The sequence below is a fragment of the Rhodococcus sp. C-2 genome, assembly GCF_027854095.1.
In the GTDB taxonomy this organism is placed as follows: domain Bacteria; phylum Actinomycetota; class Actinomycetes; order Mycobacteriales; family Mycobacteriaceae; genus Rhodococcus_F; species Rhodococcus_F qingshengii.
In genome coordinates this window covers 196361-223063 of the sequence record NZ_JAQGFI010000007.1, presented here as the reverse complement: position 1 = coordinate 223063, position 26703 = coordinate 196361, and the positions used below count along the sequence as shown (strand labels likewise).

General features: G+C 63.5%; 24 protein-coding genes. 7 read left to right on the top strand and 17 right to left on the bottom strand.

Annotated features, from left to right (window positions below):
* The first annotated feature begins 6 nt into the window (after positions 1-6).
* Together PCS43_RS17130 and PCS43_RS17125 are read left to right on the top strand one after the other, a co-directional pair.
* Positions 7-771, top strand: coding sequence for a 3-oxoacyl-ACP reductase (locus tag PCS43_RS17130; RefSeq protein ID WP_007731086.1), 765 nt, complete (start codon positions 7-9; stop codon positions 769-771).
* Complete coding sequence (locus PCS43_RS17125) at positions 771-2051, top strand: LLM class flavin-dependent oxidoreductase (protein ID WP_007731085.1); 1281 nt, start codon at positions 771-773, stop codon at positions 2049-2051. The genes PCS43_RS17130 and PCS43_RS17125 overlap by 1 nt, the downstream gene beginning before the upstream one ends.
* Here the strand turns inward: PCS43_RS17125 and dinB are convergent.
* Positions 2048-3346 carry a DNA polymerase IV gene (dinB, locus tag PCS43_RS17120; protein ID WP_007731083.1) on the bottom strand — a complete coding sequence of 433 codons (1299 nt, stop codon included), beginning with the start codon at positions 3344-3346 and terminating at the stop codon, positions 2048-2050. The genes PCS43_RS17125 and dinB overlap by 4 nt on opposite strands.
* A gap of 121 nt (positions 3347-3467) precedes the next feature.
* Between dinB and PCS43_RS17115 the strand changes: the two genes are divergently transcribed.
* Together PCS43_RS17115 and PCS43_RS17110 are read left to right on the top strand one after the other, a co-directional pair.
* Positions 3468-3929, top strand: a complete 462-nt coding sequence (locus tag PCS43_RS17115) for a MarR family winged helix-turn-helix transcriptional regulator (protein WP_007731082.1) — start codon at positions 3468-3470, stop codon at positions 3927-3929.
* Entirely contained in the window at positions 3926-4906 is a 981-nt protein-coding gene (locus tag PCS43_RS17110) for a zinc-binding alcohol dehydrogenase family protein (RefSeq protein ID WP_007731081.1), read from the top strand. Before PCS43_RS17115 ends, PCS43_RS17110 begins: the two co-directional genes overlap by 4 nt.
* Positions 4907-4915: 9 nt before the next feature.
* Here the strand turns inward: PCS43_RS17110 and PCS43_RS17105 are convergent, their stop codons facing one another.
* The 6 genes from PCS43_RS17105 to kdpF are packed head-to-tail and all read right to left on the bottom strand — an operon-like array spanning position 4916 to position 12683.
* Positions 4916-5596: a response regulator gene (locus tag PCS43_RS17105; RefSeq protein WP_208690501.1), complete on the bottom strand. Its 681-nt coding sequence runs from the start codon at positions 5594-5596 to the stop codon at positions 4916-4918.
* Positions 5593-8133, bottom strand: a complete 2541-nt coding sequence (locus PCS43_RS17100) for a sensor histidine kinase (RefSeq protein WP_003944466.1) — start codon at positions 8131-8133, stop codon at positions 5593-5595. The genes PCS43_RS17105 and PCS43_RS17100 overlap by 4 nt, the downstream gene beginning before the upstream one ends.
* A 7-nt stretch (positions 8134-8140) precedes the next feature.
* The gene (locus tag PCS43_RS17095; RefSeq protein ID WP_007731080.1) at positions 8141-8791 is read right to left on the bottom strand and encodes a potassium-transporting ATPase subunit C; all 651 of its coding nucleotides are present in this window, start codon (positions 8789-8791) and stop codon (positions 8141-8143) included.
* A 6-nt stretch (positions 8792-8797) separates the two neighbouring features.
* Positions 8798-10903, bottom strand: a complete 2106-nt coding sequence (kdpB, locus tag PCS43_RS17090) for a potassium-transporting ATPase subunit KdpB (RefSeq protein ID WP_007731079.1) — start codon at positions 10901-10903, stop codon at positions 8798-8800.
* Positions 10900-12585 (bottom strand): potassium-transporting ATPase subunit KdpA, encoded by a 1686-nt coding sequence (kdpA, locus tag PCS43_RS17085; protein WP_003944472.1) that lies wholly within the window; start codon positions 12583-12585, stop codon positions 10900-10902. The genes kdpB and kdpA overlap by 4 nt, the downstream gene beginning before the upstream one ends.
* Positions 12585-12683, bottom strand: coding sequence for a K(+)-transporting ATPase subunit F (kdpF, locus tag PCS43_RS17080; RefSeq protein WP_007731078.1), 99 nt, complete (start codon positions 12681-12683; stop codon positions 12585-12587). The genes kdpA and kdpF overlap by 1 nt, the downstream gene beginning before the upstream one ends.
* Before the next feature lie 329 nt (positions 12684-13012).
* On the opposite strand from kdpF, the gene PCS43_RS17075 reads away from it, so the two are divergent.
* Complete coding sequence (locus PCS43_RS17075; protein ID WP_209909094.1) at positions 13013-14431, top strand: amidase; 1419 nt, start codon at positions 13013-13015, stop codon at positions 14429-14431.
* A 4-nt stretch (positions 14432-14435) separates the two neighbouring features.
* A complete protein-coding gene (locus tag PCS43_RS17070) occupies positions 14436-14987 on the top strand; it encodes a TetR/AcrR family transcriptional regulator (protein WP_030536607.1) in 552 nt (183 codons plus the stop codon).
* Here the strand turns inward: PCS43_RS17070 and era are convergent.
* The 5 genes from era to PCS43_RS17045 all read right to left on the bottom strand — a co-directional run bounded on the left by era (position 14984) and on the right by PCS43_RS17045 (position 19739).
* Positions 14984-15901 carry a GTPase Era gene (era, locus tag PCS43_RS17065; RefSeq protein WP_003944451.1) on the bottom strand — a complete coding sequence of 306 codons (918 nt, stop codon included), beginning with the start codon at positions 15899-15901 and terminating at the stop codon, positions 14984-14986. The genes PCS43_RS17070 and era overlap by 4 nt on opposite strands.
* Before the next feature lie 24 nt (positions 15902-15925).
* Positions 15926-17230 (bottom strand): hemolysin family protein, encoded by a 1305-nt coding sequence (locus tag PCS43_RS17060; RefSeq protein ID WP_003944509.1) that lies wholly within the window; start codon positions 17228-17230, stop codon positions 15926-15928.
* 21 nt (positions 17231-17251) lie between these two features.
* The gene (gene ybeY / locus PCS43_RS17055; protein ID WP_003944525.1) at positions 17252-17794 is read right to left on the bottom strand and encodes an rRNA maturation RNase YbeY; all 543 of its coding nucleotides are present in this window, start codon (positions 17792-17794) and stop codon (positions 17252-17254) included.
* Positions 17795-17842: 48 nt separating this feature from the next.
* On the bottom strand, positions 17843-18931 hold the full coding sequence (locus PCS43_RS17050; protein ID WP_054826182.1) for a PhoH family protein: 1089 nt from the start codon (positions 18929-18931) through the stop codon (positions 17843-17845).
* A 112-nt stretch (positions 18932-19043) separates the two neighbouring features.
* Positions 19044-19739 (bottom strand): TetR/AcrR family transcriptional regulator, encoded by a 696-nt coding sequence (locus PCS43_RS17045; RefSeq protein WP_007731067.1) that lies wholly within the window; start codon positions 19737-19739, stop codon positions 19044-19046.
* A gap of 128 nt (positions 19740-19867) precedes the next feature.
* Between PCS43_RS17045 and PCS43_RS17040 the strand changes: the two genes are divergently transcribed.
* Positions 19868-21472 (top strand): MFS transporter, encoded by a 1605-nt coding sequence (locus PCS43_RS17040; RefSeq protein WP_065352636.1) that lies wholly within the window; start codon positions 19868-19870, stop codon positions 21470-21472.
* On the opposite strand, the gene PCS43_RS17035 is transcribed toward PCS43_RS17040, so the two are convergent.
* The 5 genes from PCS43_RS17035 to hrcA form a co-directional block, all read right to left on the bottom strand.
* Positions 21464-22240, bottom strand: a complete 777-nt coding sequence (locus PCS43_RS17035) for an alpha/beta hydrolase family protein (RefSeq protein WP_065352637.1) — start codon at positions 22238-22240, stop codon at positions 21464-21466. The genes PCS43_RS17040 and PCS43_RS17035 overlap by 9 nt on opposite strands.
* Before the next feature lie 14 nt (positions 22241-22254).
* Positions 22255-23493, bottom strand: a complete 1239-nt coding sequence (locus PCS43_RS17030) for a L,D-transpeptidase (protein ID WP_209909097.1) — start codon at positions 23491-23493, stop codon at positions 22255-22257.
* A 123-nt stretch (positions 23494-23616) separates the two neighbouring features.
* On the bottom strand, positions 23617-24378 hold the full coding sequence (locus tag PCS43_RS17025) for a 16S rRNA (uracil(1498)-N(3))-methyltransferase (protein WP_209909100.1): 762 nt from the start codon (positions 24376-24378) through the stop codon (positions 23617-23619).
* Positions 24379-24380: 2 nt separating this feature from the next.
* Positions 24381-25532 carry a molecular chaperone DnaJ gene (gene dnaJ / locus PCS43_RS17020; protein WP_003944460.1) on the bottom strand — a complete coding sequence of 384 codons (1152 nt, stop codon included), beginning with the start codon at positions 25530-25532 and terminating at the stop codon, positions 24381-24383.
* 80 nt (positions 25533-25612) lie between these two features.
* Positions 25613-26656 (bottom strand): heat-inducible transcriptional repressor HrcA, encoded by a 1044-nt coding sequence (gene hrcA, locus PCS43_RS17015; protein WP_003944583.1) that lies wholly within the window; start codon positions 26654-26656, stop codon positions 25613-25615.
* Positions 26657-26703 lie beyond the last annotated feature (47 nt).

Below are 26703 nucleotides of genomic sequence, written 5' to 3'. Positions count from 1 at the left end.
CGCGCATTGAACCTCGACGAGCAGATCGTTCTGATCACCGGTGGCGCCCGCGGGCTAGGCGCCGCACTGAGCCGAGCATTCTCCCGCTCGGGCGCCCGCGTAATCGTGAACTACAACAAGAGCCGCGATGCCGCCGAGGCCCTGGTCGCCGAACTGGGTGAGGATCGCACCTTCGCAGTCCAGGCGGACGTGACGGACCGCAGTTCCGTCGACCAGTTGTTCTCCGCTGCACGCGAGAGATTCGACGCACCGATCTCGACCGTGGTCGACAATGCACTGGTCGACTTCTCGTTCAACGGCGATGCACGGCCGAACGCGGACACGATCACCTGGGCCGACTTCGAGTCTCAACTACGCGGAGCTGTTGCCGGAACACTCAATACCACCCAGGCAGCGCTACCAGGCATGCGCGAACTCGGCTTCGGCCGAATCATCACTGTCGGAACCAATCTGGTCCAGAATCCGGTAGTTCCGTACCACGACTACACCGCTGCCAAGGCCGCACTGTTGGCACTGACACGGACGCTGTCCGCCGACCTCGGTCCGGACGGGATCACAGTCAACATGGTCTCCGGCGGCTTGCTCCGCACCACCGATGCGAGTGCCGCGACACCGGAAGCCGTGTTCGACATGATCGCGGCAAGCACTCCCCTGCGCCGAGTCACGACGCCGGACGAATTTGCCGACGCTGCACTCTTTTTCGCCTCACCATGGTCACGGGCCGTGACCGGCCAGAACCTGGTTGTCGACGGCGGACTCGTCAAGAACTGATGGGCGCACAGCTGCGGATAGGTGCGTTCCTGCTCGGTTGCGGACATCACAGTGCGGCATGGCGTCATCGCGACTCACCGGTCGAAAGTCTCGGCGACATCACGTATTACGAGTCGCTCGCCCAGATCGCCGAACGCGGCAAGCTGGACGCCGTCTTCTTCGCTGACGGTCACAGTGTTCGCGAACCCGAGTCGGGTGCGTCGTGGTTTCTCGAGCCGATCACCGCATTGACTGCCATGGCACGAGCGACAGCGGACATCGGCCTGGTGACCACCATTTCCACCACTTTCTACACGCCGTTTCACGCGGCGCGACTGTTGGCCTCGCTCGACCACATCAGCGGCGGACGGGCCGGCTGGAACGTCGTGACCTCGATGTTCGACCAGGAGGCGCGCAACCACGGACTCGAGGCGATGCCCGATCACGCATCCCGATACGAACGAGCCGACGAATTTGTCGAAGTGGCCCTCGCATTGTGGGATTCATGGTCGGAAGACGCGCTGATTCTCGACCGGTCGGGGCGTTTTGCCGACGCAAACAGGATTTCTCGAATCGATCACGACGGCAAACATTTTCGGGTGGACGGGCCGTTGACGGTTCCGCGCTCCCCGCAAGGCCGGCCGGTGTTGTTCCAGGCCGGGGCGTCCGAGCAGGGCCGCGATCTGGCGGCGCGTCGCGCCGAGGCAATCTATTCGGTTGCCTACGACTTACCCAGCGCACAGGCCTACTACGCGGACGTGAAATCGAGAATCGAGCGAGCCGGCCGGGATTCGAACTCTGTCGCCGTGATGCCGGGACTGGTCACCTACGTCGGCAGCACCGTCGCCGAGGCCAGGGCGAAGAAGGCCGAACTCGATCTCCTGCTGCCCACCGAACAGTCGATACGCCAACTCTCGTTGTTCACCGGACAGGATTGCGAGAACTGGGATCTCGACGGGCCCGTGCCCCCGTTGCCTCCACTCGAAGCGTTCACAGGGCCGCAGGGACGCTACGCCACTATTTTGCGGATCGTCGAGAAGGACGCACCGACTGTGCGGGAGCTCCTCGGGACGCTCGCTGCGGGTGGTGGTCACGCAACGATGATCGGAACACCGGAGTCGATTGCCGACGAGATGGGATCCTGGTTGAACGGCCGCGGTGCCGACGGTTTCAATCTGATGCCGCCGACCTATCCGCAGGGTCTGGAAGATTTTGTCGATCACGTGATTCCGGTGCTGCAGGCGCGTGGGTTGTTCCGTCGCGAATACGAGGGAGCGACTCTGCGAGAAAACCTCACCTAGTCCGGCAGTAGCGGCACCGACAGGTCCGGATCGCGTCCCAGGAGCACTCCCCTCGTGAGGGCCGCGGAGCCGAACTTCTTCCGGACACTGTCCATTGCCGAGTCGAGGGCGGCAGTGTCCGGACCCGCGAATCCTGGACCGTCGAAGGGCAATTCGAGTTGTTCGGCGCCGTCCCGATCCAGGTTGGAGACAGCGACACCGATCAACGTGATGCCCTTGTCCGCGATCATCGGTATCGCTTCGTCCAGCAGCACCATCGAGGCGCTCAGCAATTCCGCTGTGTCGGCGGTGGACCGGCGCAGCGTGTGAGATCGAGTTGCCCGCGTGAAATCCGCGAAGCGGAGCCGGAGCGTGACCGTGCGCCCCGTCCGCTGCGCCGAACGCATGCGTCGACTGACACGGTCGACAAGGGACATCAACGACGCATCGAGTTCTGCGCGGGGATGGGATCCGCGACCCAGCGCATGCTGAGCACCCATCGAACTGCGGCCACGATAGGCGCGGACGGGGCGCGGATCTCGATTGTGTGAGAGTGCGTAGAGATGGCGACCGGCGCCGCCCCCGAGAATCGAGACGATCGAGGATTCGTCGTGCCGAGCGATGTCACCCACCGTCACGATGTCGAAGTTTCGCAGCTTCTGGGCCGTGATCTTGCCGACGCCCCACAGCTTCTCGACCGGCAAGGGATGCAGGAACTCGGTCTCGCCCTCCGGCGGCACTCGCAGCAATCCGTCGGGTTTCGCGAATGCACTGGCGACCTTGGCCAGGAACTTGGTGCGTGCGATTCCGACCGTGATCGGTAGTCCGACCTGCTCGGCCACATCGCGTCTGAGGTTGGCTCCGATCTGCAGCGGGTTTCCCACGATCTTGGCGAGCCCGCCGACCTCGAGAAAGGCCTCGTCTATGGAGATTCCTTCGACCAGCGGCGACGTGTCGTGAAAGACGTCGAACACGTCTTTGCTCGCCTGCGAGTACGCCGACATTCGCGGAGGGACGACTATCGCCTGAGGACACAGTGATCGGGCCTGACCACCGCTCATGGCTGTGCGAACCCCGAACGCCTTGGCCTCGTAGCTTGCCGCCAAGACCACCCCACCACCGACGATGACCGGCCTGCCGGCCAGAGTCGGGTCGTCGCGTTGCTCGACTGATGCGTAGAACGAATCGAGGTCCGCATGCAGGATTGTTGCGTCACCTGTGGACCGACTACCGCCAGAATGATTACCGCCGGAACGAGCACCGCCAGGGTGATTACCTGGCGTTTCTTGATCCAGCGGTTCATGCGACACGAACATATGTTCCCATGCGCCACCGACACAATGAAAGGCCGCAAATAGATTCCATGGAATTAATCACGAATCGGGCGTACGGTGAGAAAATGATTCCACGGAATGCATATCGGTTCGGAGTCTGCTCGTGACCAGATCAGCCCTGAGCAGGCACTTCGACAACCTCGTCCGCTTCGAAACCGAACTGTGGACGGCCGTCGACCAGCGACTCCGAATCGAGCACGACCTGCCACTGAGTCGATTCGAGCCGATGCAGATCATCGACAGGCTCGGCTCCTGTCGGGTCTTCGACATCGCCGAGGCCCTCGCGATCACCGTCGGTGGCACGAGCAAGCTGGTGGATCGAATCGAAGCGGCTGGACACTGCCGTCGAAAATCCAATCCCACCGACAAACGATCCTCACTCATCGAGTTGACTCCCGAGGGCAATGAGCTGTTGCGGCGGGCGAAGGCAACGTTCGACGGCGAATTGGAGCGCCGTCTCGGTTCCGTGCTGACGCCCGACGCTCTCGATCGATTCGGCGCCACACTGGCCACGCTGCGTGAAGCCAATCGAAACCTGACACCGACCACGAAGGAAAAAGCATGACCGACACAATGCGCGCAATCGTGCTCGACGCCCCCGGCCCGCCAGAAGCATTGACTATCAAAGTGATTCCGATACCCGTGCCGATTGCGCGCTGGGTACTGGTCCGGGTGAAGGCTTTCGGCCTCAATCGATCCGAACTTCACACCCGCCTCGGCCTCGCCGAAGGCGTGACATTCCCGAGGGTGCTGGGCATCGAGGCCGTCGGCGAAGTGGTGAACTGCCCCGGCGGGGAGCTCACCGAAGGCCGGCAAGTCGCCGCCATGATGGGTGGGATGGGGAGGACGTTCGACGGCGGTTATGCCGAGTACACGTGCGTTCCCGTCAGTCAGGTCGTTCCCTTCTCGAGCGAACTGGACTGGTCGACAGTGGGAGCTGTTCCCGAGATGCTGCAGACGTCCTACGGCTCGCTGACGGTAGGACTGGACGCGAAATCCGGTCAATCCCTGTTGATCCGGGGAGGAACCTCCTCGGTCGGCATGGCAACCGCAGTCCTGGCGAAGCAGTGGGGACTCACTGTCCTTGCGACCACCCGAGATGCGAACAAAGCGTCGTCGTTGACCGCGATCGGGGTTGACCACGTTATCGTCGACGACGGTGCTGTGGCCGGCCAGGTTCGAGACATCCTCCCGGGCGGTGTTGATCTGGCCCTCGAATTGGTCGGAACACCAACACTTCCCGACACGTTGCGCGCGACCCGCGTTCACGGCACCGTGTGTTTCACGGGAATGCTGTCCAACGAGTGGACAGTCAAAGACTTTTATCCGATCGACTACATTCCACGCGGAGTGCGATTGACCTCGTACGGTGGGGACGCGTCCGACCTGCCTGCCGGCGTACTGCAAGACTTCCTCTCCGCTGTGGCGTCAGGCGAGGCGGTGGTACCGATCGACGAGGTGTTCGCGTTCGAGGACATCGCGCGAGCACATGCCAAGATGGAAGCCGGTACGGCACGTGGCAAATTGGTAGTTGTGCTCTGACCTGGCTTCTCACACCACGAATCGATAACCCATTCCTGCCTCGGTGATCAGATGCTTGGGGTTCGCCGGGTCATCCTCGAGCTTCCGACGAAGTTGAGCCAGGTAGACACGTAGATAGTGGGTCTCGGTGTCGTACGCCGGTCCCCACACTTCCCGAAGCAACTCCTTCTGCCCGACCAGCTTTCCGCGGTTGCGCACAAGCATCTCGAGCATGCCCCACTCGGTCGGAGTCAGGTGCACCTGTTCACCGCGCCGACTCACTGTTTTCACAGCCAAGTCCACCGTGAAGGACGCGGTCTCGACCGACGGTTCCGAAGTGTCCGCCGCGGAGGTTCCCCGCCTCGCCGCAGCGCGCACGCGGGCCAGAAACTCGTCCATCCCGAAGGGCTTGGTGACGTAGTCGTCCGCACCGGCGTCGAGAGCCTCGACCTTGTCCGCGGAATCCGTGCGCGCCGACAGCACGATGACCGGCGCCGTGCACCAGCCACGCAGGCCGGCAAGCACTTCGGTGCCGTCCATGTCGGGCAGTCCGAGATCGAGTACCACGACGTCCGGTGGACGCTCGGCAGCAGCCCGCAAGGCACCGGCGCCCGTCGACGCGGTCACCACCTCGTACCCGCGCACCGAAAGATTGATACGCAGAGCTCGCAGAATCTGCGGTTCGTCGTCCACTACCAGGATTCGACTCATGATCCATTCCCATTCGTACCGGCCGCAGCCAACTCCACGATCATCGTCAATCCCCCACCAGGTGTGTCTGTGGCGCTGACCGTTCCGCCCATCGCATCGACAAATCCGCGCACCACGGAAAGTCCGAGGCCCACTCCGCCGGTGTTGTCGCGATCTCCCATCCGTTGGAACGGCTGGAACATCGTTTCGGCCTCACCTCGCGGAACACCTGGGCCCGTATCGGCAACACTGATCACCACACGATCACCGAGTTGCGCCGCCCCGACGCGCACCGGGGTTTCTCCCCCGTAGCGCAGAGCGTTGTCGACGATGTTCGCAATCACCCGCTCGAGCAGACCTTGATCTGCCTGCACTGCAACGGTACCCACGTCGACGACTACACTTCGAGCCCGCGAATCCGAGCGTCCACCGATGCCGAGGCCCAGCAACGCGCGGTGAACCACCTCGTCCAGATACACCGGCCGCAGCGTGGGTTTCACCACCCCGGCGGCAAGTCGGGACGAGTCGAGCAAGTTCCCGACCAGCGCCGTCAACTGATCCGCCGACTCCTCGATGGTTGCCAACAATTCAGCGGTGTCTTCGGGCGAGAACTCGATGTCGTCGCTGCGCAGACTCGACACCGCCGCCTTCACTCCGGCGAGAGGCGTTCGCAGGTCATGGCTTACCGCTGACAGCAGGGCTCGACGCAGTTGATCAGCCTCGGTGAGCGCGGCAGCCTTGCTCGCCTCGACTGTCAGTTTCTCCTGGCGGATCATCCCAACTGCTTGGTGAGCCACCACCGTCAGCACTCGTCGATCCCGCGCACTCAGGTCGGGCCCAGCCAACAACAGCGCGTATTCCCCGTCGTTGACCTCACAGACCGTATCCGCTTCGTCGTCCGTGGTCGGCGGCTGCGTACCCACGGCGGCGATGACTCCGTCGTCGTGATGAATGACGGAAACCCCTCGCTGGCGATAGATTTCGAGTGCCTTCGCCAGAAGTGTCGACAGATCCGCTCCGCGGAGAACTGATCCCGCGAACAGTGTGAGCAGTTCGGCTTCCTCGGATGCGCGCTTCGCCTCGCGGGCGCGCTTTGCTGCGGCGTCGACCAGAACGGCAACTGCCACAGCCACGATCAACAGCACGACAGTGGTGATGAAGTTGTCAGGTTCGGCGATGGTGAAGCTGTACCGCGGATCGGTGAAGAAGTAATTGAGCAGCAGTCCCGAGATCAGGGCCGACAATATCGCCGGGCCGACGCCGCCGAGGAGGGCGACCAGAACGACCACGACGAAGAACAGCGCGTTCTCGCCGTTGACCCCGGAGATTCGGTCGACGAGACCCATGATCGCGGCCGCGAGCGAAGGCACGACGATCGCCGCAATCCACGACAGGACCCGGCGCTCCGAGCGCCCCAGCACCGAAATGCGTCGTCGCGCCGTCGCTTCCTCGTGCGTGACCATGTGAACGTCGATACCACCGGACTGCTGAACCACCGCAGCGCCGATCCCCTCGTCGAGGATGCGAGCCAGGCGGGAACGCCGCGACGTTCCCAGCACCAACTGTGTGGCGTTCTCCTCACGCGCGAACTCGAGGAGCGTCGACGGTACGTCGTCACCGACAACGGTGTGAAGCGTGGCGCCGACTCCGACAGCCAACGCGCGCACCTTGCCCATCTCTGGGGCCGAGACGCCGGTGAGTCCGTCACCGCGTACGACGTGGACCACCATCAGCTCGGCGCTCGACTTCGACGCGATTCGAGATGCGCGTCGTACCAGGGTTTCCGACTCCGGTCCCCCGGTCACGGCAACGACGACACGCTCGCGCGCCTCCCAGGTATCGGTGATCTTGTTCTCGGCCCGGTATTTCGCCAGTGCGGCGTCCACCTGATCGGCCACCCACAGCAGTGCCAGTTCGCGTAGCGCCGTGAGGTTTCCGCGTCTGAAGTAATTGCCCAAGGCCGCATCGACCCGTTCCGGTGAATACACGTTTCCGTGAGAAAGTCTGCGGCGCAGCGCCTCCGGGGTGATGTCGACCAGCTCGACCTGCGCCGCACTACGCACTACCGCGTCCGGAACCGTCTCCTGCTGAACCACGCCGGTGATGTGCGCGACAACGTCGTTGAGGCTTTCGAGGTGTTGCACGTTGACCGTGGACAGAACGTCGATCCCGGCTTCGAGCAGTTCCTGTACGTCCTGCCAGCGCTTGTGATTCTTGCTCCCTGGCGTGTTGGTATGTGCCAACTCGTCCACCAGGACAAGGGCCGGACGCCGAGCCAACACGGCCTCGACGTCCAGTTCCGGCATCCGTGTTCCGCGATAATCCACCAGCTTGGGCGGCACTGTTTCGAGGTCTCCGATCTGCGCCGCGGTGCGGGCGCGGCCGTGTGTCTCCACGACGGCCGCGACCACGTCACAGCCACGATCTCGACGCCGATGAGCCTCACCGAGCATCGCGAAGGTCTTTCCGACGCCAGGCGCAGCGCCGAGGTAGATACGCAATTCACCACGTTTGCGTGCCCTACCGAAAGATTGACCGACCTTCTCCGAAGAACTCACGTGACAATCATCCACCAGTCGTCGGTGCAGCACACGTAGGTGCCGTCAATCCGAGTGCCAGGTTCAATTCCAGGACGTTGACTCTCTCGGCTCCTAGAAATCCGAGTTGCCGACCGTCGGTGTGCTCGGCCACCAAGTCCCGCACCTGGTCTTCCGAGATGCCGTTGTTCGCCGCCACCCTCGCGACCTGCAGTTCGGCGTACGCCGGACTGATGTGGGGATCGATACCCGAGCCCGAACCGGTGACTGCGTCGACGGGAACCGATGCCGGGTCGACACCTTCACGTGCCGCGATGGCTGCCCGGCGCTCGATGACGAATCCGGCCAGAATCTCGCTGCTCGGCCCCTGGTTGGACGGCAGTGCCGCAGCGGGATCACCGGTGGCAAACGGATCCTCGTCCGAAACGGATCCGACAACACGATTGTGGAAGAACGGGTCCTGCTGCCCTTCGGCGACCTGCGGATCGACACCCACCCAGGCACTGCCGACCACGCAACCGGCGGCATCGGTGACCGGTGAGCCTTCGGCAGATCCGGAGCTGATCCGGCTGACACCCCACACCGCGGCGGGATAGACCACACCGAGAACGACGGTGAGCGCGAGCAATACGAGCAAACCCGCCCACACCTGTTTGGCAAAACCGATAGTGAAACGCATGTCAGGTCACCCAATTCCAGGAATCAAACGTACGACGAGATCGATCAACCAGATACCGACGAACGGTGTGATCACACCGCCGAGACCGTAGACGAGCAAGTTACGTCCGAGCAACTGCGATGCCGTCGACGGTCGGTATCGAACACCCTTGAGTGCCAACGGAATCAAACCGATGATCACCAAGGCGTTGAAGATCACGGCCGAGACGATCGCCGATTCGGGGGTGGCGAGACGCATGATGTTCAACGCGTCCAGCTGCGGGTAGATGCCGCTGAACAAGGCCGGCAGGATTGCGAAATACTTCGCCAGGTCGTTCGCCAACGAGAATGTGGTCAACGCGCCGCGGGTGATCAGCAATTGCTTGCCGATTTCCACCACCTCGATCAGCTTGGTGGGATCGGAGTCGAGATCGACCATGTTCCCGGCCTCTTTGGCTGCCGAGGTTCCCGTGTTCATCGCGACCCCGACATCGGCCTGGGCAAGGGCGGGAGCATCATTGGTCCCGTCACCGGTCATCGCGACGAGACGTCCGCCTTCCTGTTCCTTCCGGATCAGGGCCAGTTTGTCTTCCGGGGTGGCCTCCGCCATGAAGTCGTCGACGCCCGCCTCGTCGGCAATCGCCTTCGCGGTCAACGGATTGTCGCCGGTGATCATGATCGTGCGAATACCCATCGCCCGGAGTTCGGCGAACCTGTCAGCCATTCCCGGCTTGACGACGTCGGACAACGCGATCACGCCGAGGATCGAGGTACTCTCACCATGCTTGACGGCAACTACCAGCGGCGTTCCGCCCGCTTGGGCGATGTCGCCCACGGTGTCGGTCACCGCGCTCTCCGCGTGTCCACCGCCACTGACGACCCAGTTCATCACCGCATCTGCTGCACCCTTTCGGATTTGGCGTCCGGAGTGGTCGAGTCCGCTCATCCGGGTTTGTGCCGTGAACGGAACGAACTCTGCGCGTTCCTCGTCCAGCGTCGGCTCGGCAGCGAGACCGAACTCCGCTGCGCACAGCTCGACGATGCTCCGTCCCTCGGGAGTTCCGTCGGCAAGGCTCGACAAGCGAGCTGCCGCAGCAAGATCGTCGGCGGATACACCGGGCGCCGGATGGAGTGCGGTGGCCCGGCGGTTACCGAAAGTGATGGTTCCGGTCTTGTCCATCAACAGGGTGTCGATGTCGCCCGCAGCTTCCACCGCGCGCCCCGACATCGCGAGAACGTTGCGCTGGACGAGGCGGTCCATGCCCGCGATACCGATCGCCGAGAGCAGCGCTCCGATGGTCGTCGGGATCAGGCAGACGAGAAGTGCGATCAGCTTGATCGGATCCTGCTCGTGCCCCGCGTACAAGCCCATCGGGCCGATGGCTACGACGGCGAGGAGGAAGATGACGGTCAACGACGCGAGCAGGATGTTGAGCGCAATCTCGTTGGGTGTCTTCTGACGTGAAGCACCCTCGACGAGCGCGATCATCCGGTCCACGAACGAACTGCCCGGTGCTGCGGTGATTTCCACGACGATGCGGTCCGAGAGAACCGTCGTACCACCGGTGACGGCGCACCGGTCACCACCGGATTCACGGACCACCGGCGCGGATTCACCGGTGATCGCCGATTCGTCTACGGAGGCAATACCTTCGACCACGTCGCCGTCGCCGGGGATGACCTCGCCGGCAACCACTATCACCCGATCGCCGACCACCAGTTCGGTGCCGGAAACCGATTCGATCGCACCGCTCATCGTGATCCGATGTGCTGTGGTGTCCTGCTTCACCTTTCGCAGGCTCGCCGCCTGCGCCTTGCCGCGCCCTTCGGCCACGGATTCGGCGAGGTTCGCGAAGATCACCGTGAACCAGAGCCACAGGGTGATCACCCAGGAGAACACCGAGGGATCGGCGATCGCCATGACAGTGGTGATGACGGAACCGACGAACACCACGAACATGACCGGGTTGCGGGCGAGGTGGCGTGGGTCGAGTTTGCGCACGGCCCCCGGCAACGCGGTGATCATCTGCCGCGGGTTGAAAACGCCTGCGTGTACTTGACGGGACTGCCCTGGATCAACCTTGTCGGCAGCGTCTTGCGCTACCACGGGTTTCTCACTGATACGCACGGTCATTGAAGAGCCTCCGCTAGCGGGCCCAGCGCGAGGGCCGGGAAGAATGTAAGTGCAGCAACAAGAACGACGGTGCCGGTCAACAAACCCGTGAACATCGGTCCGGACGTCGGGAGGGTGCCGGCCGTCGGCGCCACCTTCTTCTGCGAGGCAAGAGCACCGGCCAAAGCGAGAACGAAGATGATCGGCAGGAATCGGCCGAGAAGCATGCAGATTCCGAGAGACGACTGGAACCAGTCGCTGGTGACCGTCAGACCGCCGAAGGCGCTGCCGTTGTTGTTCGAGGCGGAGGCGAAGGCGTAAAGCACCTCACTGAACCCGTGGATCGATCCCGGCGTACCCGGATCTCCCCCATTGCCTTGATAACCGGTGGTCGAACCGAGGATGACGGTGATGGCGGTACCGATCAAGACCAGCGCGGGCATGACCAGAATCGACAGCGCCGCAAGGGTGATCTCGCGTCGACCCAACTTCTTGCCGAGATATTCGGGCGTGCGACCGACCAGCAGTCCGCCGACGAACACTGCGATCAATGCCAGCACAAGAATCCCGTAGAGGCCGGTTCCGACTCCACCTGGCGCAATTTCGCCGAGCAACATGTTGAGCAGGACCGCGCCGCCGCCGAGGGGGGACATGCTGTCGTGGGCCGAGTTCACCGCGCCCGTCGACGTTCCCGTGGTCGCCACCGCGAACAACGCCGATCCGGGGATTCCGAAGCGAACTTCCTTGCCCTCCATCATCGAACCAGCTGCTGTGGCGGCAACACCGCGTGCGCCGGATTCGGCAGCGAGCGTGACTGCGAGCAGCCCGCTCCACAGGATTCCCATCACTGCCAGCAGGGTGAGGCCTTGCCTACGATCCCCGACGAGAGTTCCGAACGTTCGGGTGAGGCAGACCGGAATCAACAGGATCGCCAGGATCTCGACGACATTGCTCAACGGGGTGGGGTTCTCGAACGGGTGCGCCGAGTTGGCAGCCAAGATCCCGCCACCGTTGGTGCCGAGTTCCTTGATCGCTTCCTGGGACGCGACGGGGGCCAGTGCATTGGTGACCGCATTGCCGTCGAGGCCGGTGGAGGCGAAACCGCTGTGGAACGACTGGATCACTCCCTGGCTCAACAGGATCAGGGCGATCACGAATGAGAACGGGAGGAGGATGCGCAGAGAACCACGCGTCAGATCGACCCAGAAGTTGCCGATCTCGCCGCCCCTGGCCACCCGAATGAAGCCGCGAACCAATGCGATGGCCACCGCCATGCCGACCGCTGCCGAGACGAAGTTCTGCACCGCCAGACCGACGGGCTGAACGAAGTTGCTCATCGTCGTTTCCGGCGTGTACGACTGCCAGTTGGTGTTCGCCACAAACGAAATCGCGGTGTTGAACGCTACGGCAGGACTGACCCCGGACAGACCGTCACTCAGCGGCAGTACTCCCTGAATCCGTTGCAGGAAGTACAGGAACAATGCGCTGGCCAGCGAGAATCCGAGAACGCTTGCGGCGTAGCCGTACCACGTCTGCTCGGCCCTGGAGTCGATCCGACCGACGCGGTAGATCACACTCTCGACCCGAAGATCTCGCGTCGACGAGTAAACACGCGCCATGTAGTCGCCCACCGGAACGTAGGCGATTGCCAGAACGACGAGGACAAAAGCGATCTGCAGGCCGGCTGCAAGAGCGGGCGACATCAGAACCTCTCAGGATCTACGAGTGCAACGAGCAGGTAAATGACCAATGCCGCGGCGACGGCGATCAGAACCACGCTGACCACACCGGCAACCGTCATTTGGGAGCGCTCGCCTGTAGGGCGCGCAGTACCAGCGCGCACACGAGAAAACCGCCGAGAATCAGAGCAACGTAGGCCAGATCGGCCATGAGCTTCCCTCTTCGAAATCTTTTGCCGTGCTGCTGTGCATCGCAGCCATGACGCGCGGTCGCCCTCGACCGGATGCGCTCTCTCAGCTTCGACCTCCGGAAAGGCCGATTCCGCGTCTCTGACGATCCGCTTACGCACTGACCTGGCGTCTTGACGCGATCTTGACGCGAAACCGAAGTTCACTAATACTGAAACAAGTTACTGTTCGTTCGAACGAACAGTTTTGCGAAGGGAACCTGATGACTTCTCGAACCGACCACGATCTCGCCCCCGGTCTTGTCGACCAGGTTGCGAGTCTGGCCTCGGGCGCCACCTCGTCCGTCGCGGCCACGGAGGCAACGCTGAGCCGGATCGAGGCCACTCAGCCTCACCTCAATGCGTTCAAGATCGTGCGGCGCGAGAAGGCACTCGAGGAAGCTGCCGAGGCCGACAGGCGTCTCGCACTCGGCGAGCGCCTACCTCTTCTCGGCGTGCCGATCGCAGTGAAGGACGACGTCGACATCACCGGCGAACCCACGGCCTTCGGTTGCCCTGGCGATTTCCCGGCCAAGACCGAGGGCTCGGAGATGATTCGACGCCTCCGCGACGCCGGCGCAGTGATCGTGGGCAAGACCAACAGCCCGGAATTGGGCCAGTGGCCGCTCACGAGCGGTTCAGCCTTCGGTTACACGCGCAATCCGTGGTCGCGTCACCACACTCCAGGCGGATCGTCGGGCGGCACCGCCGCGGCCGTCGCCGCCGGATTGGTCAGCGCCGGAATCGGTTCCGACGGAGCCGGTTCCATCCGAATCCCCGCGGCCTGGACCAACCTCGTCGGAATCAAACCGCAGCGCGGGCGCATCTCAACCTGGCCCGACGCCGAAGCGTTCTACGGCCTGACGGTCAACGGACCGCTCGCTCGCACCGTCGCCGACGCGGCACTGTTGCTCGACGTCGCTGCCGGCAACCACGACGGCGACCTCCACAAGCCGACACCGGTGACGGTCAGCGACGCGGTGGGACGCGACCCCGGAAAGCTGAAAATCGCTCTTTCCCTTCGTAATCCGTTCACCGCCACTCCCGTGAAGCTGGACCCGGAAGTGCGCCTGGCCGTGCATTCGATCGCCGAAACGCTGCGGGAACTCGGACACCACGTCGTCGTCGACGATCCCGCATACGGCCTGATCTTCGGCCTGAACTTTCTGCCCCGCTCGCTCGTCGGGGTCCACGACTGGCTCGGACGCGTTCCCGACCCGAAACTGGTCGATGCCAGAACACGCGGAAATGCCCAGAACGGCAAGCTACTTCGCGGCGCACCTCTGCGCGCGGCCCGCGCGGCCGAGCCGCGGATGCGAAAGCGGATCGGAGCGATCTTCGACACCTACGACGTCGTCCTGGCACCCACGACGGCAACTCCACCGATCATGGCGACCGCGATCGACGGCATCGGTGGCTGGGACACCGACAAGGTCATGACCGGCGCCTGCCCCTACGCGTGGCCGTGGAACGTCCTCGGCTGGCCCTCGGTCAACGTGCCGGCCGGATTCAGCAAGGCCGGCCTGCCCATCGGTGCGCAGTTGATGGGCAACGAGAACACCGAACCTCTGTTGGTCTCCCTCGCTTCACAGTTGGAATCGGTCCTGCGTTGGGATCAGGTCCGACCCGAGCCGTGGTGGTGACCCGATGAGTAACCGGGACGTTCGCGAGCGAATACTCGACGCCGTTCTGCACGTCGTCGGTACCGACGGCATCCCGGGTGTGAGCAACCGGCGCATCGCCGCGCAGGCCGGCGTCTCACTCGGATCGATCACGTATCACTTCGCGAGCCAGTCGGACATGCTCCGCGCTGCTCTGTCTCGTTTCGTGACAGACGAGACGACGCGCCTGCGCGCCTTGGCCGAGGAGTACCGCGACAAAGGTCTGAGCGTCGAGGACGCCGCGGCAATAGCCGAAAAGGTGACGCGAGATCTTTCGTTCTCGGCCGAGCGGATCGCGCCGTTCGAGATGTACATCGCCGCCGGGCGCGACCACGAACTCCACGAAGTCGCCGTCGAATGCTTTGCCGCCTACGACGATTTGACCGTCACGATTCTGACGGCACTCGGTGTACCTGATCCGGAGTCGATTGCATCGACGCTCGTCGCCGTCATCACCGGCCTCCAACTCCGACGCCTGGCCACCGGCGTCGACGAGCAGGACATCGGCGCGGCGATCCTCAGGGTCCTCCGGCCCTAGAAGCCCAGCCGGCCGAGCTGCTTCGGGTCGCGCTGCCAGTCCTTGGCGACCTTGACGTGCAGCTCCAGGAAGATCCGCACACCGAGCAGCTTCTCGATCTGCAGGCGCGCACTGGTACCGACTTCCCGCAGACGCGCTCCGCCCTTACCGATGACGATGCCCTTCTGACTGGGCCGCTCGACGTAGAGCAACGCATGCACGTCGAGCATCTCGCCCTGCTTCTCGGTGCGACCCTCACGCGGGATGACCTCCTCGATCACCACAGCCAGAGAGTGCGGCAATTCTTCGCCGAGCCCCTCGAGCGCAGCCTCACGGATCAGTTCGGCCATGAGCACCTCTTCGGGCTCGTCCGTCAATTCGCCGTCCGGGTAGAAGGCCGGGCCCTCGTCCATCAGACCGGCGAGGACGTCGACCAGGATCTCGACCTGTTCACCCGACTTCGCGGACACCGGAACGACCTCGGATTCGGGGCCGAGCAGGGTGGACAGCGCGAGCAACTGCTTTCCGACGGCGTCGCGGCTGACCTTGTCGATCTTGGTCACGATGCCGACAAGCTTGGTCTTGGGCGCCATCTGACGGACCTGCTGCACGATCCAGCGGTCTCCGGGCCCGATGGCCTCGTCAGCCGGGATGCACAGGCAGATGACGTCGACCTCGGAGTACGTGTCGCGAACCAGGTCATTGAGGCGCTGCCCGAGCAAAGTGCGGGGCTTGTGCAGTCCAGGGGTGTCCACCAGGATCAGCTGCGCATGCTCGCGGTGAACGATGCCGCGAATCGTGTGGCGCGTCGTCTGCGGGCGCGAGGACGTGATCGCGATCTTGCTGCCGACCAACGCGTTGGTCAGCGTGGACTTGCCCGTATTGGGTCGACCCACGAAACACACGAAGCCTGACCGGAATTCGTTCTTGCTCATAACTGCTCCTCGCTGAACTCTCGCTCAGTCATCGGTGTCTTCTGTCTCTTCGTCTTCGGACGGCGGGATGCGCTGCACGAACACCGTGCTGATGCGTACCCGGCCTCGGCCCGTATTGGTTCCCTCGCCGCGCAGGATCAAACCGTCGTACTCCACTTCGGAACCGGGAAGTGGCACTCGGCCGAGTACGTATCCGATCAGCCCGCCGACGGTCTCCACCTCGTCGAGTTCGAGTTCGAGATCGAACAATTCACCGAGGTCTTCGATGGGAAGTCTCGCGGATACGCGGAACATTCCGTCACCGAGATCCTCGATGGGCGGCGTCTCGTCCTCGTCGTATTCGTCGGCGATCTCACCGACGATCTCTTCGATGACGTCCTCGATCGTGACGAGCCCGGCGATTCCGCCGTACTCGTCGACGAGTATCGCCATGTGGTTGCGGTCGCGCTGCATCTCGGCCAGCAAGCTGTCGAGCGGCTTCGAGTCGGGAACGAAGACGGCGGGCCGCATGACGTCGCAGACGTTGACGTTCCGGCCGCCGTCGGGCAGGTGGTAGGTCTGCTTGACCAGATCCTTGAGGTAGACGACACCGAGCACGTCGTCGACGTTCTCCCCGATGACCGGCAGGCGCGAGTGACCACTGCGGACGGCCAACGACGTTGCCTGCCCGGCATTCTTGTCGTTCTCGATCCACACCATGTCGGTGCGGGGCACCATCACCTCGCGCGCCGACGTGTCTCCGAGTTCGAAGACGGACTGGATCATTCGGCGTTCTTCGTCGGCCACGACGCCACGTTCCTGCGCCATGTCCACGAGTTCACGCAACTCGATTTCCGACGCGAACGGGCCGTTGCGGAAGCCCTTACCCGGGGTCAATGCGTTACCCACGAGGATCAGGACGCGACTGATCGGCCCGAGCAGAACCCCGATCCACAGCAGTGGCAGCGACGCGGCCATCGCGATGGAGTACGCATGTTGGCGCCCAAGCGTTCTCGGTCCGACGCCGATGACCACGTACGAGACGAGAACCATGATCACCGCGGTGACGGTCAGCGCCCAGCCCAGCGAGAGGACGTCGATCAGGCCGCCCACGAGTACGACGGTGGCCGTGATCTCGCACAAAATGCGAAGCAGGACCATCAGATTCACGTATCGCGGGCGATCGGTCAGGATGCGTTGCACTCGCGCGGCGCCGGCTCGCTCTTCCTTTGCCATCTCGTCGATCCGCGCCGACGAAATGGTGTTGAGCGCCGAGTCGACGGCCGCGAACACACCACCGACCGGGACAAGAGCAATCGCCAGAACAAAGAGCGCTATGGCGCTACTCACTACAGAACCCCCGGATAACTGTTATCGGTCCACTCCGTCGACGAAACCGGTCTTACCGAGCAGCTTCTGATCGCGTTCGGCCAGTGCTGCTTCGCGGTCGATACGGCGAAGGTCTTCGTACCACTCTTCGAGGAGGCTGTTCTGCAAGCCGAACATCTCCTTCTCCTCTTCCGGCTCCGCATGGTCGTAGCCGAGAAGGTGCAACACACCGTGGACGGTCAGGAGGGCAAGTTCGTGAGCCAGCGAATGCCCGGCCTTGTCAGCCTGATCCGCGGCAAAAGACGGACACAGCACGATGTCGCCGAGCATCGACGGCCCCGGCTCGGGGGAATCGGGACGGCCACCAGGCTCGAGTTCGTCCATCGGGAACGACATGACGTCGGTCGGGCCCGGCAGGTCCATCCAGCGAACGTGCAGATCCGCCATCGTCGCGGAGTCGACGAGAACCATCGACAGCTCGGCCGCCGGATGGACATCCATCCGAGCGATCACGAAACGGGCAACGCTGATCAACTCCGGTTCGGAGATGTCCATGCCCGATTCGTTCGAGACCTCGATGCTCATGTGCGACGCTCTTTCCTGGGAAAAGTAGGGGTTGATGCGTCGCTCAGCCTACCGTCGCGGTGAATGAGCATGTGCAGCGCGGCGCTGCGCCCGGTTTCCGACCGCCAACTCGCCGGACCGATCCGATTCGTGACGCTCGTAAGCGTCGACGATGTGAGAGACCAGCCGATGACGTACGACGTCGCTGCTGTCGAGAGTGGCGAAATGAATATCGTCGATCCCGGTGAGGATTTCGGATGCCGCGCGCAGACCCGAACGGGCCCCGCCCGGCAGATCGACCTGGGTCACGTCTCCGGTGACCACGATCTTGGAACCGAACCCGAGGCGGGTCAGGAACATCTTCATCTGCTCGGCCGTGGTGTTCTGCGCTTCGTCCAAGATGATGAAGGCGTCGTTGAGCGTCCGGCCACGCATGTAGGCGAGCGGAGCGACCTCGATGACTCCGGCCTGCATCAACTTCGGAATCGCCTCGGGATCCATCATGTCGTGCAATGCGTCGTGCAGCGGGCGGAGATACGGATCGATCTTCTCGTGCAGCGTGCCGGGCAGAAAGCCCAGTCGCTCGCCGGCCTCGACTGCCGGCCTGGTCAAGATGATCCGAGAGACCTGCTTGGCCTGCAACGCCTGAACGGCCTTGGCCATGGCGAGGTAGGTCTTGCCGGTACCGGCCGGGCCGACTCCGAACACGATGGTGTTCTCGTCGATGGCGTCGACGTAGCGTTTCTGGTTGAGGGTCTTCGGCCGAATCGTCTTGCCCCGACGCGAAAGAATGTCCAGGGAGAGCACCTCGGCCGGAGACTCGCCGACCTCGTTGGTGAGCATGCCGATGGTTCGTCGAACAGCGTCCGGGGCAATGGGCTGCCCTCGACCGGCCAGCGACGCCAATTCACTGAACACACGTTCTGCCAGCGCCACGTCTGCAGCCGTCCCCGACAAGGAGATGGTTCCGCCACGTACATGAATGTCGGCACGAAGCTCACGTTCGATCGCGGTGAGATTCTCGTCCGTCGCCCCCAGGACTTGACGCACGGTCTCCGGCGCCAGATCCATACTCGAACGGACGGTGCGCTCTGCGGGCAGAGCGCGCTCGGTGATGGTGGTTACACGGTTCCCGTCGAGTTCACTGTGTTCACTCACGTGGTGAATATGGCCTGCTTTCTGGTCCGATCAGCCCACTCGACTCGTGAGCCTCGATACTTCGAAGTCTAGCGCCAGAGTCGGACACGGCCCACTTGTTAATCGTCCCGGCCTAATCCTCGCGGCGACCGGACGGCAGCGATTCGCGGATCCACTCCGACGCTTCGGCGACGATCTCGGAGCTTCTGTCCGGACTGATACCCGCGATGACCAGGCACACGGCGGCAAAGGATTCGCCCGAGTCCGTGATGAGCCCACTGTTGGCCTGATCGAACAAAGTGATCGTGATCGCCTCGGTCATCGCTACCAGAGTCTCGGCCGGCAGGTATTTCGAGAAGGTTCCGTCACGCTGACCGCGCTCGACGACGCTGATACTCACGGCACGCGCGGGCTCCATCAGATCGAGAATCCGCTGCTCCCCCAACTCTTTGCGAGCAAAGCTGAGCAGCATCCGGAAGCGATCACCGACCGGCCATGACAGCAATGCCAGTACGGCAGTCGCCAGATCCGGGCGCTCGGGCGGCTCGCCGGCTTGGCTCAGCGCAGCTACGAGATCGGTCGACGCCTCGTCCACGATGCCGTTGATCAGCGCCTCTCGGCTGTCGAAGTGCGCGTACACGGTTCGCCTGACCACACCGGCGGCCTTTGCGACGTCGTCCATGCTCGCATCCGGATCAGCAGCGAACGCCGTGATCGCCGCCTCGATGATGCGATTGCGATTGGCCGCGGCCTGACTACGACGCTGCCGTCCGCCCGATTCGGCAGTTCCCGAAACGACTGTGCCCGAATGCGTCAACGCGCGTTCCACCTCTTTCGACTGCCCAACTGTGATCTAGGTCAATCATAGTTGCACATCGGTGTGCAAGTTATTAACTTACACATCAGTGTGCAAATAGATCGAGGAGTGTCTTCGATCATCAGGAACGGAGTCGCGTCATGACGACACTCATGAGCAAACCTGTCTCGGAGATGGACCAGCCGTACTCACGGCGGTGGGCCGCGCTCGGGGTGTTGTGCCTGAGTCTGCTGATCGTCGTGATGGCGAATACCGCGCTGATCGTCGCGGCGCCGGACATGACCAGAGACCTCGGCCTCACCAGCACGCAACTTCAATGGGTCATCGACGGCTACACCGTTCCCTACGCCGCATTGATGCTGCTGTTCGGCGTGATCGGTGACAAGTACAGTCGCCGCGGCGCACTTCTCGCCGGACTGGCCGTGTTCGCCGGCGGCGCCGTCTTCGGCAGCATCGCGGACACCACCAACGCCGTCATCGCGGCACGAATGATCATGGGCGTCGGCGCCGCGATCATCATGCCCGCGACGCTTTCGCTTCTGGTCGCTACCTTTCCCAAAGCGGAGCGATCACGCGCCATCGCGGCGTGGGCGGCGACATCGGGTCTCGCGATTGCACTCGGTCCGCTGTTGGCCGGATGGATTCTCGACAGTCATTCCTGGAGCATCACTTTCCTGATCAACGTCCCGATCGCCGCAGTCGCTGCCGTCGCCGCCGTATTTCTGGTGCCGCCGAGCAAGGCCGAGCACCTGGGCCGGATCGACTGGATCGGCGGCGCACTCTCGGTGGTCACCATCGGCTCGCTCGTGTACTCGATCATCAACGGATTCCACTTCGGGTGGACCGGCGGACCCATCGGTGCCGCCGTACTCGCTGCGATCGGCCTCGTCTCGTTCGTCGTCTGGGAACTGCGTCACCCGCAGCCACTGCTCGACGTCCGTAAGCTCGGCCAGCGCATGGTCGGCGGCGCGACGCTCGCCGTACTTCTGCTGTTCCTGGCCGCCTTCGGCGCCATCTACTTCATCTCACAGCAGTTCCAGTTCATCCTCGGCTACGGCGCACTCGAAACCGGTGTTCGTCTGCTGCCCTTGGCAATTGCCGTTTCGATCGGCGCCGTTGTCAGTGGGCGGATCACTCCGCTGATCGGCGTCCGGGCATCCATCGTCGGCGGCATGGTGGTCGCCGCGATCGGCGTTCTGATTCTCACGCAGGTCGACGGCGATTCGGGCTACTGGATGTTCGCAGTCCCACTGATCCTGCTCGGCCTGGGCATCGGTCTCAGCGAACCGCCGGCCACCGACGCCATCATGGACAACTTCTCCGAGGACGATCTCGGTGCTGCGGGTGGCCTCAACGACACCGCCATCGAACTCGGCGGCTCGCTGGGTATCGCGATCCTCGGCTCGATCCTCGCTGCGAGCTACAAGGATTCGATTGCCGGATTCATCAATGGAATGCAGGTTCCGCAGTTGACGGGCGAACTTGCGCAACAGGCCGCGTACGCGATGGAGGTGTCGGGCGAATCCGTCGGCGGCGCTTCGTTGGTCGCCGAAGAGATGGCAGGCAACCCGTTGGCTGCAGCTCAGGCAGGGCCGTTGCTCGACGCCGCAGGCAGTGCCTACGCCGACGCGATTTCGGCGGCCAGTTGGGCGGGCGGTCTTGCACTGTTCGTGGGGGCAGTTGTCGTGGCGTTCATCCTGCCGGGCAAGAAGGCCCCTGTGGAAGTAGACCCCGCGTCAGTCTGACGTGCACGGAGCCAGCGGGTCTTCGGCGAGAACCAACTCGCGGGAGACCCGCCACGACTCGGTCGAGGGTGAGAGAAACGCGTCGTGTCCTTCGCCCTCGATCACACGCAGTGCCACGGGATCACCAGCCGCTTCCGCGGCTTTCGCGTACCGGGAGCTCACCTTGGCCGGCACCTGCAGATCGTCCGCACCCGTGACGCACACAACGGGGACGCCGATCGGCAATCGATGCTGCGGCGACGCACTGCGATACAGATCCGGGTCCGCGTCGAACGGAACGCCGAACAGATCCTCGATGAAGCTGATCCGTCGTCCACGCTCGCCTGCCGACGCCAGATCGAGTGCGGCCGCCTGTGCGATGACCCGTTCAGGCCGGGTGAACGTGTCCTTCTCCCCCGCCAGCCACACTGCAAGATGTCCTCCGGCCGAATGCCCGAGCAAGCGAATCTGATTCAGATCCAATTCGGCCGAGGACTTCCCGGCAACCAGTCCGGGGATTTCGTCGTACGCCGTTTTCACGTCGGCGGACATCTCCGGCCAACCACCGCCCGCCCCGAGACGGCGGTATTCGATGTTCCACACCGCGACGCCGTGCCGCGCGAGTTCGACGGCAAATGCGGTGCCCAGAGTCAATCCGTACTGCCCGCTCCAGAAGCCGCCGTGGATCTGCATGACGACCGGGATCGGGCCGTCAGCGACTCCGTCGGGAACGTAGAGATGCCCGAACTGCTGCTCGTGTCGGCCGTACGGAATCTTGAATCGAGGCACCGAGGAAATCTATCTCAGGCGAGGGCGCTGCCTGCGGCCCAGTCTGCCCAGGAAAGGGTCCAGTCGCCGTTCTGCCACACCTCCAGCGGAGCGCCGCCGGTGTTCTTGATCTCGACGACATCTCCCGGCTGCGAGAAATCGAAGAACCATTTGGCATTGGCCGCACTGAGATTGAGGCAACCGTGCGAGGTGTCGGTGTTTCCCTGCGCCCAGACGGTGCTCTCCAACTCGTGAAGATAGATACCGTCGGTGCTGATGCGGGTGGCCCAGTTGATGGATTCCTTGTAGCCGAGGCGCGAGTTGATCGGCAGACCGTAGGTCGACGAATCCATGATGACGGGGTTGGCCTTGTCCATCACGGTGTACGTGCCGGGCTGGGTCCAGAACGAGAGCGTCGTGCCGCCGATCGTCTCGGTGCCGCCCATTCCCATCGAGGTCGGCATTTCCTTGATCACCTGACCGTTTTCGTAGACGGTCACCATCTTGGTGTTGTCGTCGGCGACCGAGACGTGGGAGTCGCCGATCTTGAAGGACACGGTGTCGTCCTGCTGGCCGTACAGTCCGTTGCCGAGTTGCTTGCCGTAGATGTTCGCGTTCAACGAGACCGTCGTGCCTGGTGCGTAGTAGTTCTGCGGTCGCCAGTGAACGTTCTGACCGTCGACCCAGTACCACGAACCCTGTACGGGCGGATTGGTTGTGACCAGCAGAGACTTCTCGGCCGCGGCCTTGTCACCGATCAACTCGTCGAAATGAACGGCGACGACGGTGCCGACACCGTACGTGCCACCGTCCGATATCGAGGCGCCACCGGTGGTGTTGATGTACGCCCGGGTCTGGTTACTCGGCGCGACGGTGGTCAGCGTCGTGTTCTTGGTCGTGGCAACACCATTCGCGTCGACGGCGTCGACGACCAACTTGTAGGTCTTGCCGTATCCGAGTGGTTCGCTCGGTTTCCAGGACGTCTTGTCCGGCGTGGTGATACCGGCGACTTCCTTACCCTCGGGATTGGTCAGCGCGACGGTCGTCAGTGTTCCCTTCGCGACCTGGACCTCGATGGGGTCGAGTGGACTCACCGGAGTTCCGCCGTCCGCCGGGGTGACGGTGACTAGAGCCTCGCTGGTCGGGGTAGTGGTGACTGCGCTGCTGGAGGAACCCGTGTTGTCTCCGGTGGAGACCGTGCACCCCGCGACGAGCATCAACGCCGCCGCGGCACACACCGCTCCAACGATTCGCATATGCGCACGTGACAACATCTGGCCTCCTGAAATCCCCGAACCAACTCACGCCGAAGGCGACCCCCGACGTCCTTACGATAGTGCGCAAATCTGACACTTCGCTGAGCGCCGGATCCGATTCAGCTCGGGATCACAACAAGATCAGTGCAGTGGCCGTGGTCCCCAGCGATCGGTCAGCACTCCGATCGCGCCCAGAGCAACAGCCCCGGCGGTCGACGTGCGCAGGACCGTCGGGCCGAGAAGCACCGGAGTGGCCCCGGCCTCCGACAACGCGCTGATCTCCGAATCGTCGAGCCCACCTTCGGGACCGACAACCAGAAATACCTCGTCCGCGCTCGCCAGCGGCAAACCGGCCAACGGCGTCGTCGCCGATTCGTGAAGCACCGCAACCACAGCGCCACGGGCAACGGCGTCACGAACCAACGCGATCACCGCCGGCGTCTTGTGCAGTTCCGCAATTTCCGGGACGAACGCGCGTCTGGACTGCTTTGCCGCAGACACTGCCGCACTTCGCCAGCGTGCGACGCCCTTGGCGAGCTTGGGGCCCTCCCACTTGGCGACACAACGCAAGGACTGCCACGGGATCACCGCGTCGATCCCCGCCTCGGTCGCCAGTTCGACGGCCAACTCGGAACGCTCGGCCTTGGGAAGTGCCTGAACGAGGGTCACCAACGGCTTGGGCTGCTCGAGAACCTGAACTTCACTGACCAACAGTTCCAGGCGGTCCTTGCCGACGCTCGTCACCTCGGCGTCGGCCACCCGGCCACGGCCGTCGGCCAACACCAATCGCTCACCGACGCCGATCCGGCGGACAGTGGCCGCGTGGCGACCCTCCTGTCCGTCCAGAACTGCGATTTCACCGACGCCGGGAACCGGGTCGAGAAAGAAGACCGTTGCGGCCACCGTCAGCGGCCGCTGAATGCTTCGCGAAGACGCGAGAACAATCCACCGCTGTTCTGCGAGGCCGTCGAGACAACCTCGGCCTCGTCACGATCGCGGAGCAGCTTGAATTCCTTGAGCAGCTTGGACTGCTTGTGATCGAGACGGCTCGGGATGACCACCTCGAGGTGAGCGTGCACGTCGCCGCGCACTCCCGACCGCAGTTTCGGCATGCCATGACCGCGAAGAACAGCAACGTGTCCGGGCTGGGTGCCTGGCTCGATGGTGATTTCCTTGGGGCCGTCGATGATGGTGTCGACGGTGACAGTCGTACCGAGCGCTGCGTCGACCATCGGAACGCGGATCGTGCAGTGCAGGTCTTCACCGTCTCGAACGAAGACGTCGTGCTGCTGCTCGACGATCTCGACGTAGAGGTCGCCGGGGTGTCCGCCGCCTGGGCCCACTTCACCCTGCGCGGTCAAACGGATACGCATGCCACCGGCGACACCCGCGGGAACCTTCACGGTGATGTCACGCTTGGCCCGAACTCGGCCGTCGCCGCCACACTTGTGGCAGGGATCCGGGATGGTCTCACCGGCACCGCGGCACGTCGGGCAGGGACGCGAGGTCATGACCTGACCGAGGAACGAGCGCTGGATGGACTGAACTTCGCCGGCACCGTTGCAGGTCTCACAGCGGACAGGCTTGGAGTCGCCGTTGGTTCCGGCTCCGGTGCAGCTGTCGCACAGAATGGCCGTCTCGACGGTCACGTGCTTGCTGACTCCCGTCGCACATTCTGCGAGGGTCAGCTTGGTGCGAAGCAACGAGTCGGCTCCGGGCTGAACGCGACCGCGCGGCCCACGACCTGCGCCGCCACCGCCGCCGAAGAATGCTTCGAAGACGTCGCCGAGGCCACCGCCACCGAAGCCGCCGCCGAAGCCACCACCGCCGCCACCACCGGACTCGAGTGGGTCTCCGCCGAGATCGACGATGCGACGCTTCTCCGGGTCGGTCAGGACCTCGTAGGCCGTCGAGATCTCCTTGAACTTGGCCTGCGCCGCCTCGTCAGGGTTGACGTCCGGGTGCAGTTCGCGTGCCAGCTTGCGGTAAGCGCGCTTGAGCTCCTGGTCTGTCGCGTTCTTGTCGACGCCGAGCAATCCGTAGTAATCCCGTGCCACGTTGAGTCTCTCGTCCTTCTCTTACTTCTAGGTTTTCCTCAGTCCTCGCGAGGAGGCGTGCCGACGAATGTCGACGTCCGTCATCGCTCGGAGAGAACTTCGCCGATGTATCTGGCAACGGCGGCAACCGATGCAATTGTTCCCGGATAGTCCATCCGAGTGGGTCCGAGCACACCGACACCACCGAAAACGGTACCGGCCGCGCCGTAGCCAGTCGAAATCACGGAGGTTCCGCGCATCTGTTCGACCTGCGTCTCTTCACCGATCTGAACGGTGACCGTGCCGGAGTTCTGCGTCGCAGCGAGCAGTTTGAGGACCACTACCTGCTCTTCCAGTGCTTCGAGCACTGCGCGCAGCGAACCGGGGAAGCCGGCCAGACCGGAGAAATCGGCGGCGTTGCGCGTGAGATTCGAGGTTCCGCCCAGAACGAGGCGATCTTCCGGATGTTCGACCAGGGTCTCGACCAGCACCGTTGCCGAGCGGATCACGGCGTCGCGAAGGTCGGCCGGAGACTCGTCGGCCAGTTCCGCCACGGCAATCGACGCGGCGGCCAGGCGCTTGCCTTCCAGTGCTCCGCCGAGAAGCGTGCGCAACCGGGAAAGGTCTTCGTCTTCGAGGACGTCTCCGAGTTCGACGATTCGCTGATCGACGCGGCCGGAATCGGTGATGAGAACGAGAAGCAGGCGCGCCGGCGTCAAAGCGACCACCTCGAGGTGGCGAACCGACGACGCGGACAGCGACGGGTACTGGACAACCGCGACCTGACGGGTCAGTTGCGCGAGCAGTCGCACACCGCGGCGCAGAACGTCGTCGAGGTCGACACCCGACTCCAAGAACTCGAGGATCGCTCGACGCTCGGGCCCGGACATGGGCTTGACGTCGGCGATGCGATCGACGAATTCGCGGTATCCCTTGTCGGTGGGGACGCGGCCGGAACTGGTGTGCGGTTGGGCGATGTAGCCCTCGGCCTCGAGGAATGCCATGTCGTTGCGCACAGTGGCGCTCGACACTCCGAGGTTGTGACGCTCGACCAGTGCCTTGGATCCCACCGGGTCCTGGGTGGAGACGTAATCGGCCACGATTGCACGTAAGACCTCGAAACGCCTGTCGTCGGTACTCGACATCGTTGCCACCTCCGTTTCCTGAAAAGAACGAACGCCGACATTTACAC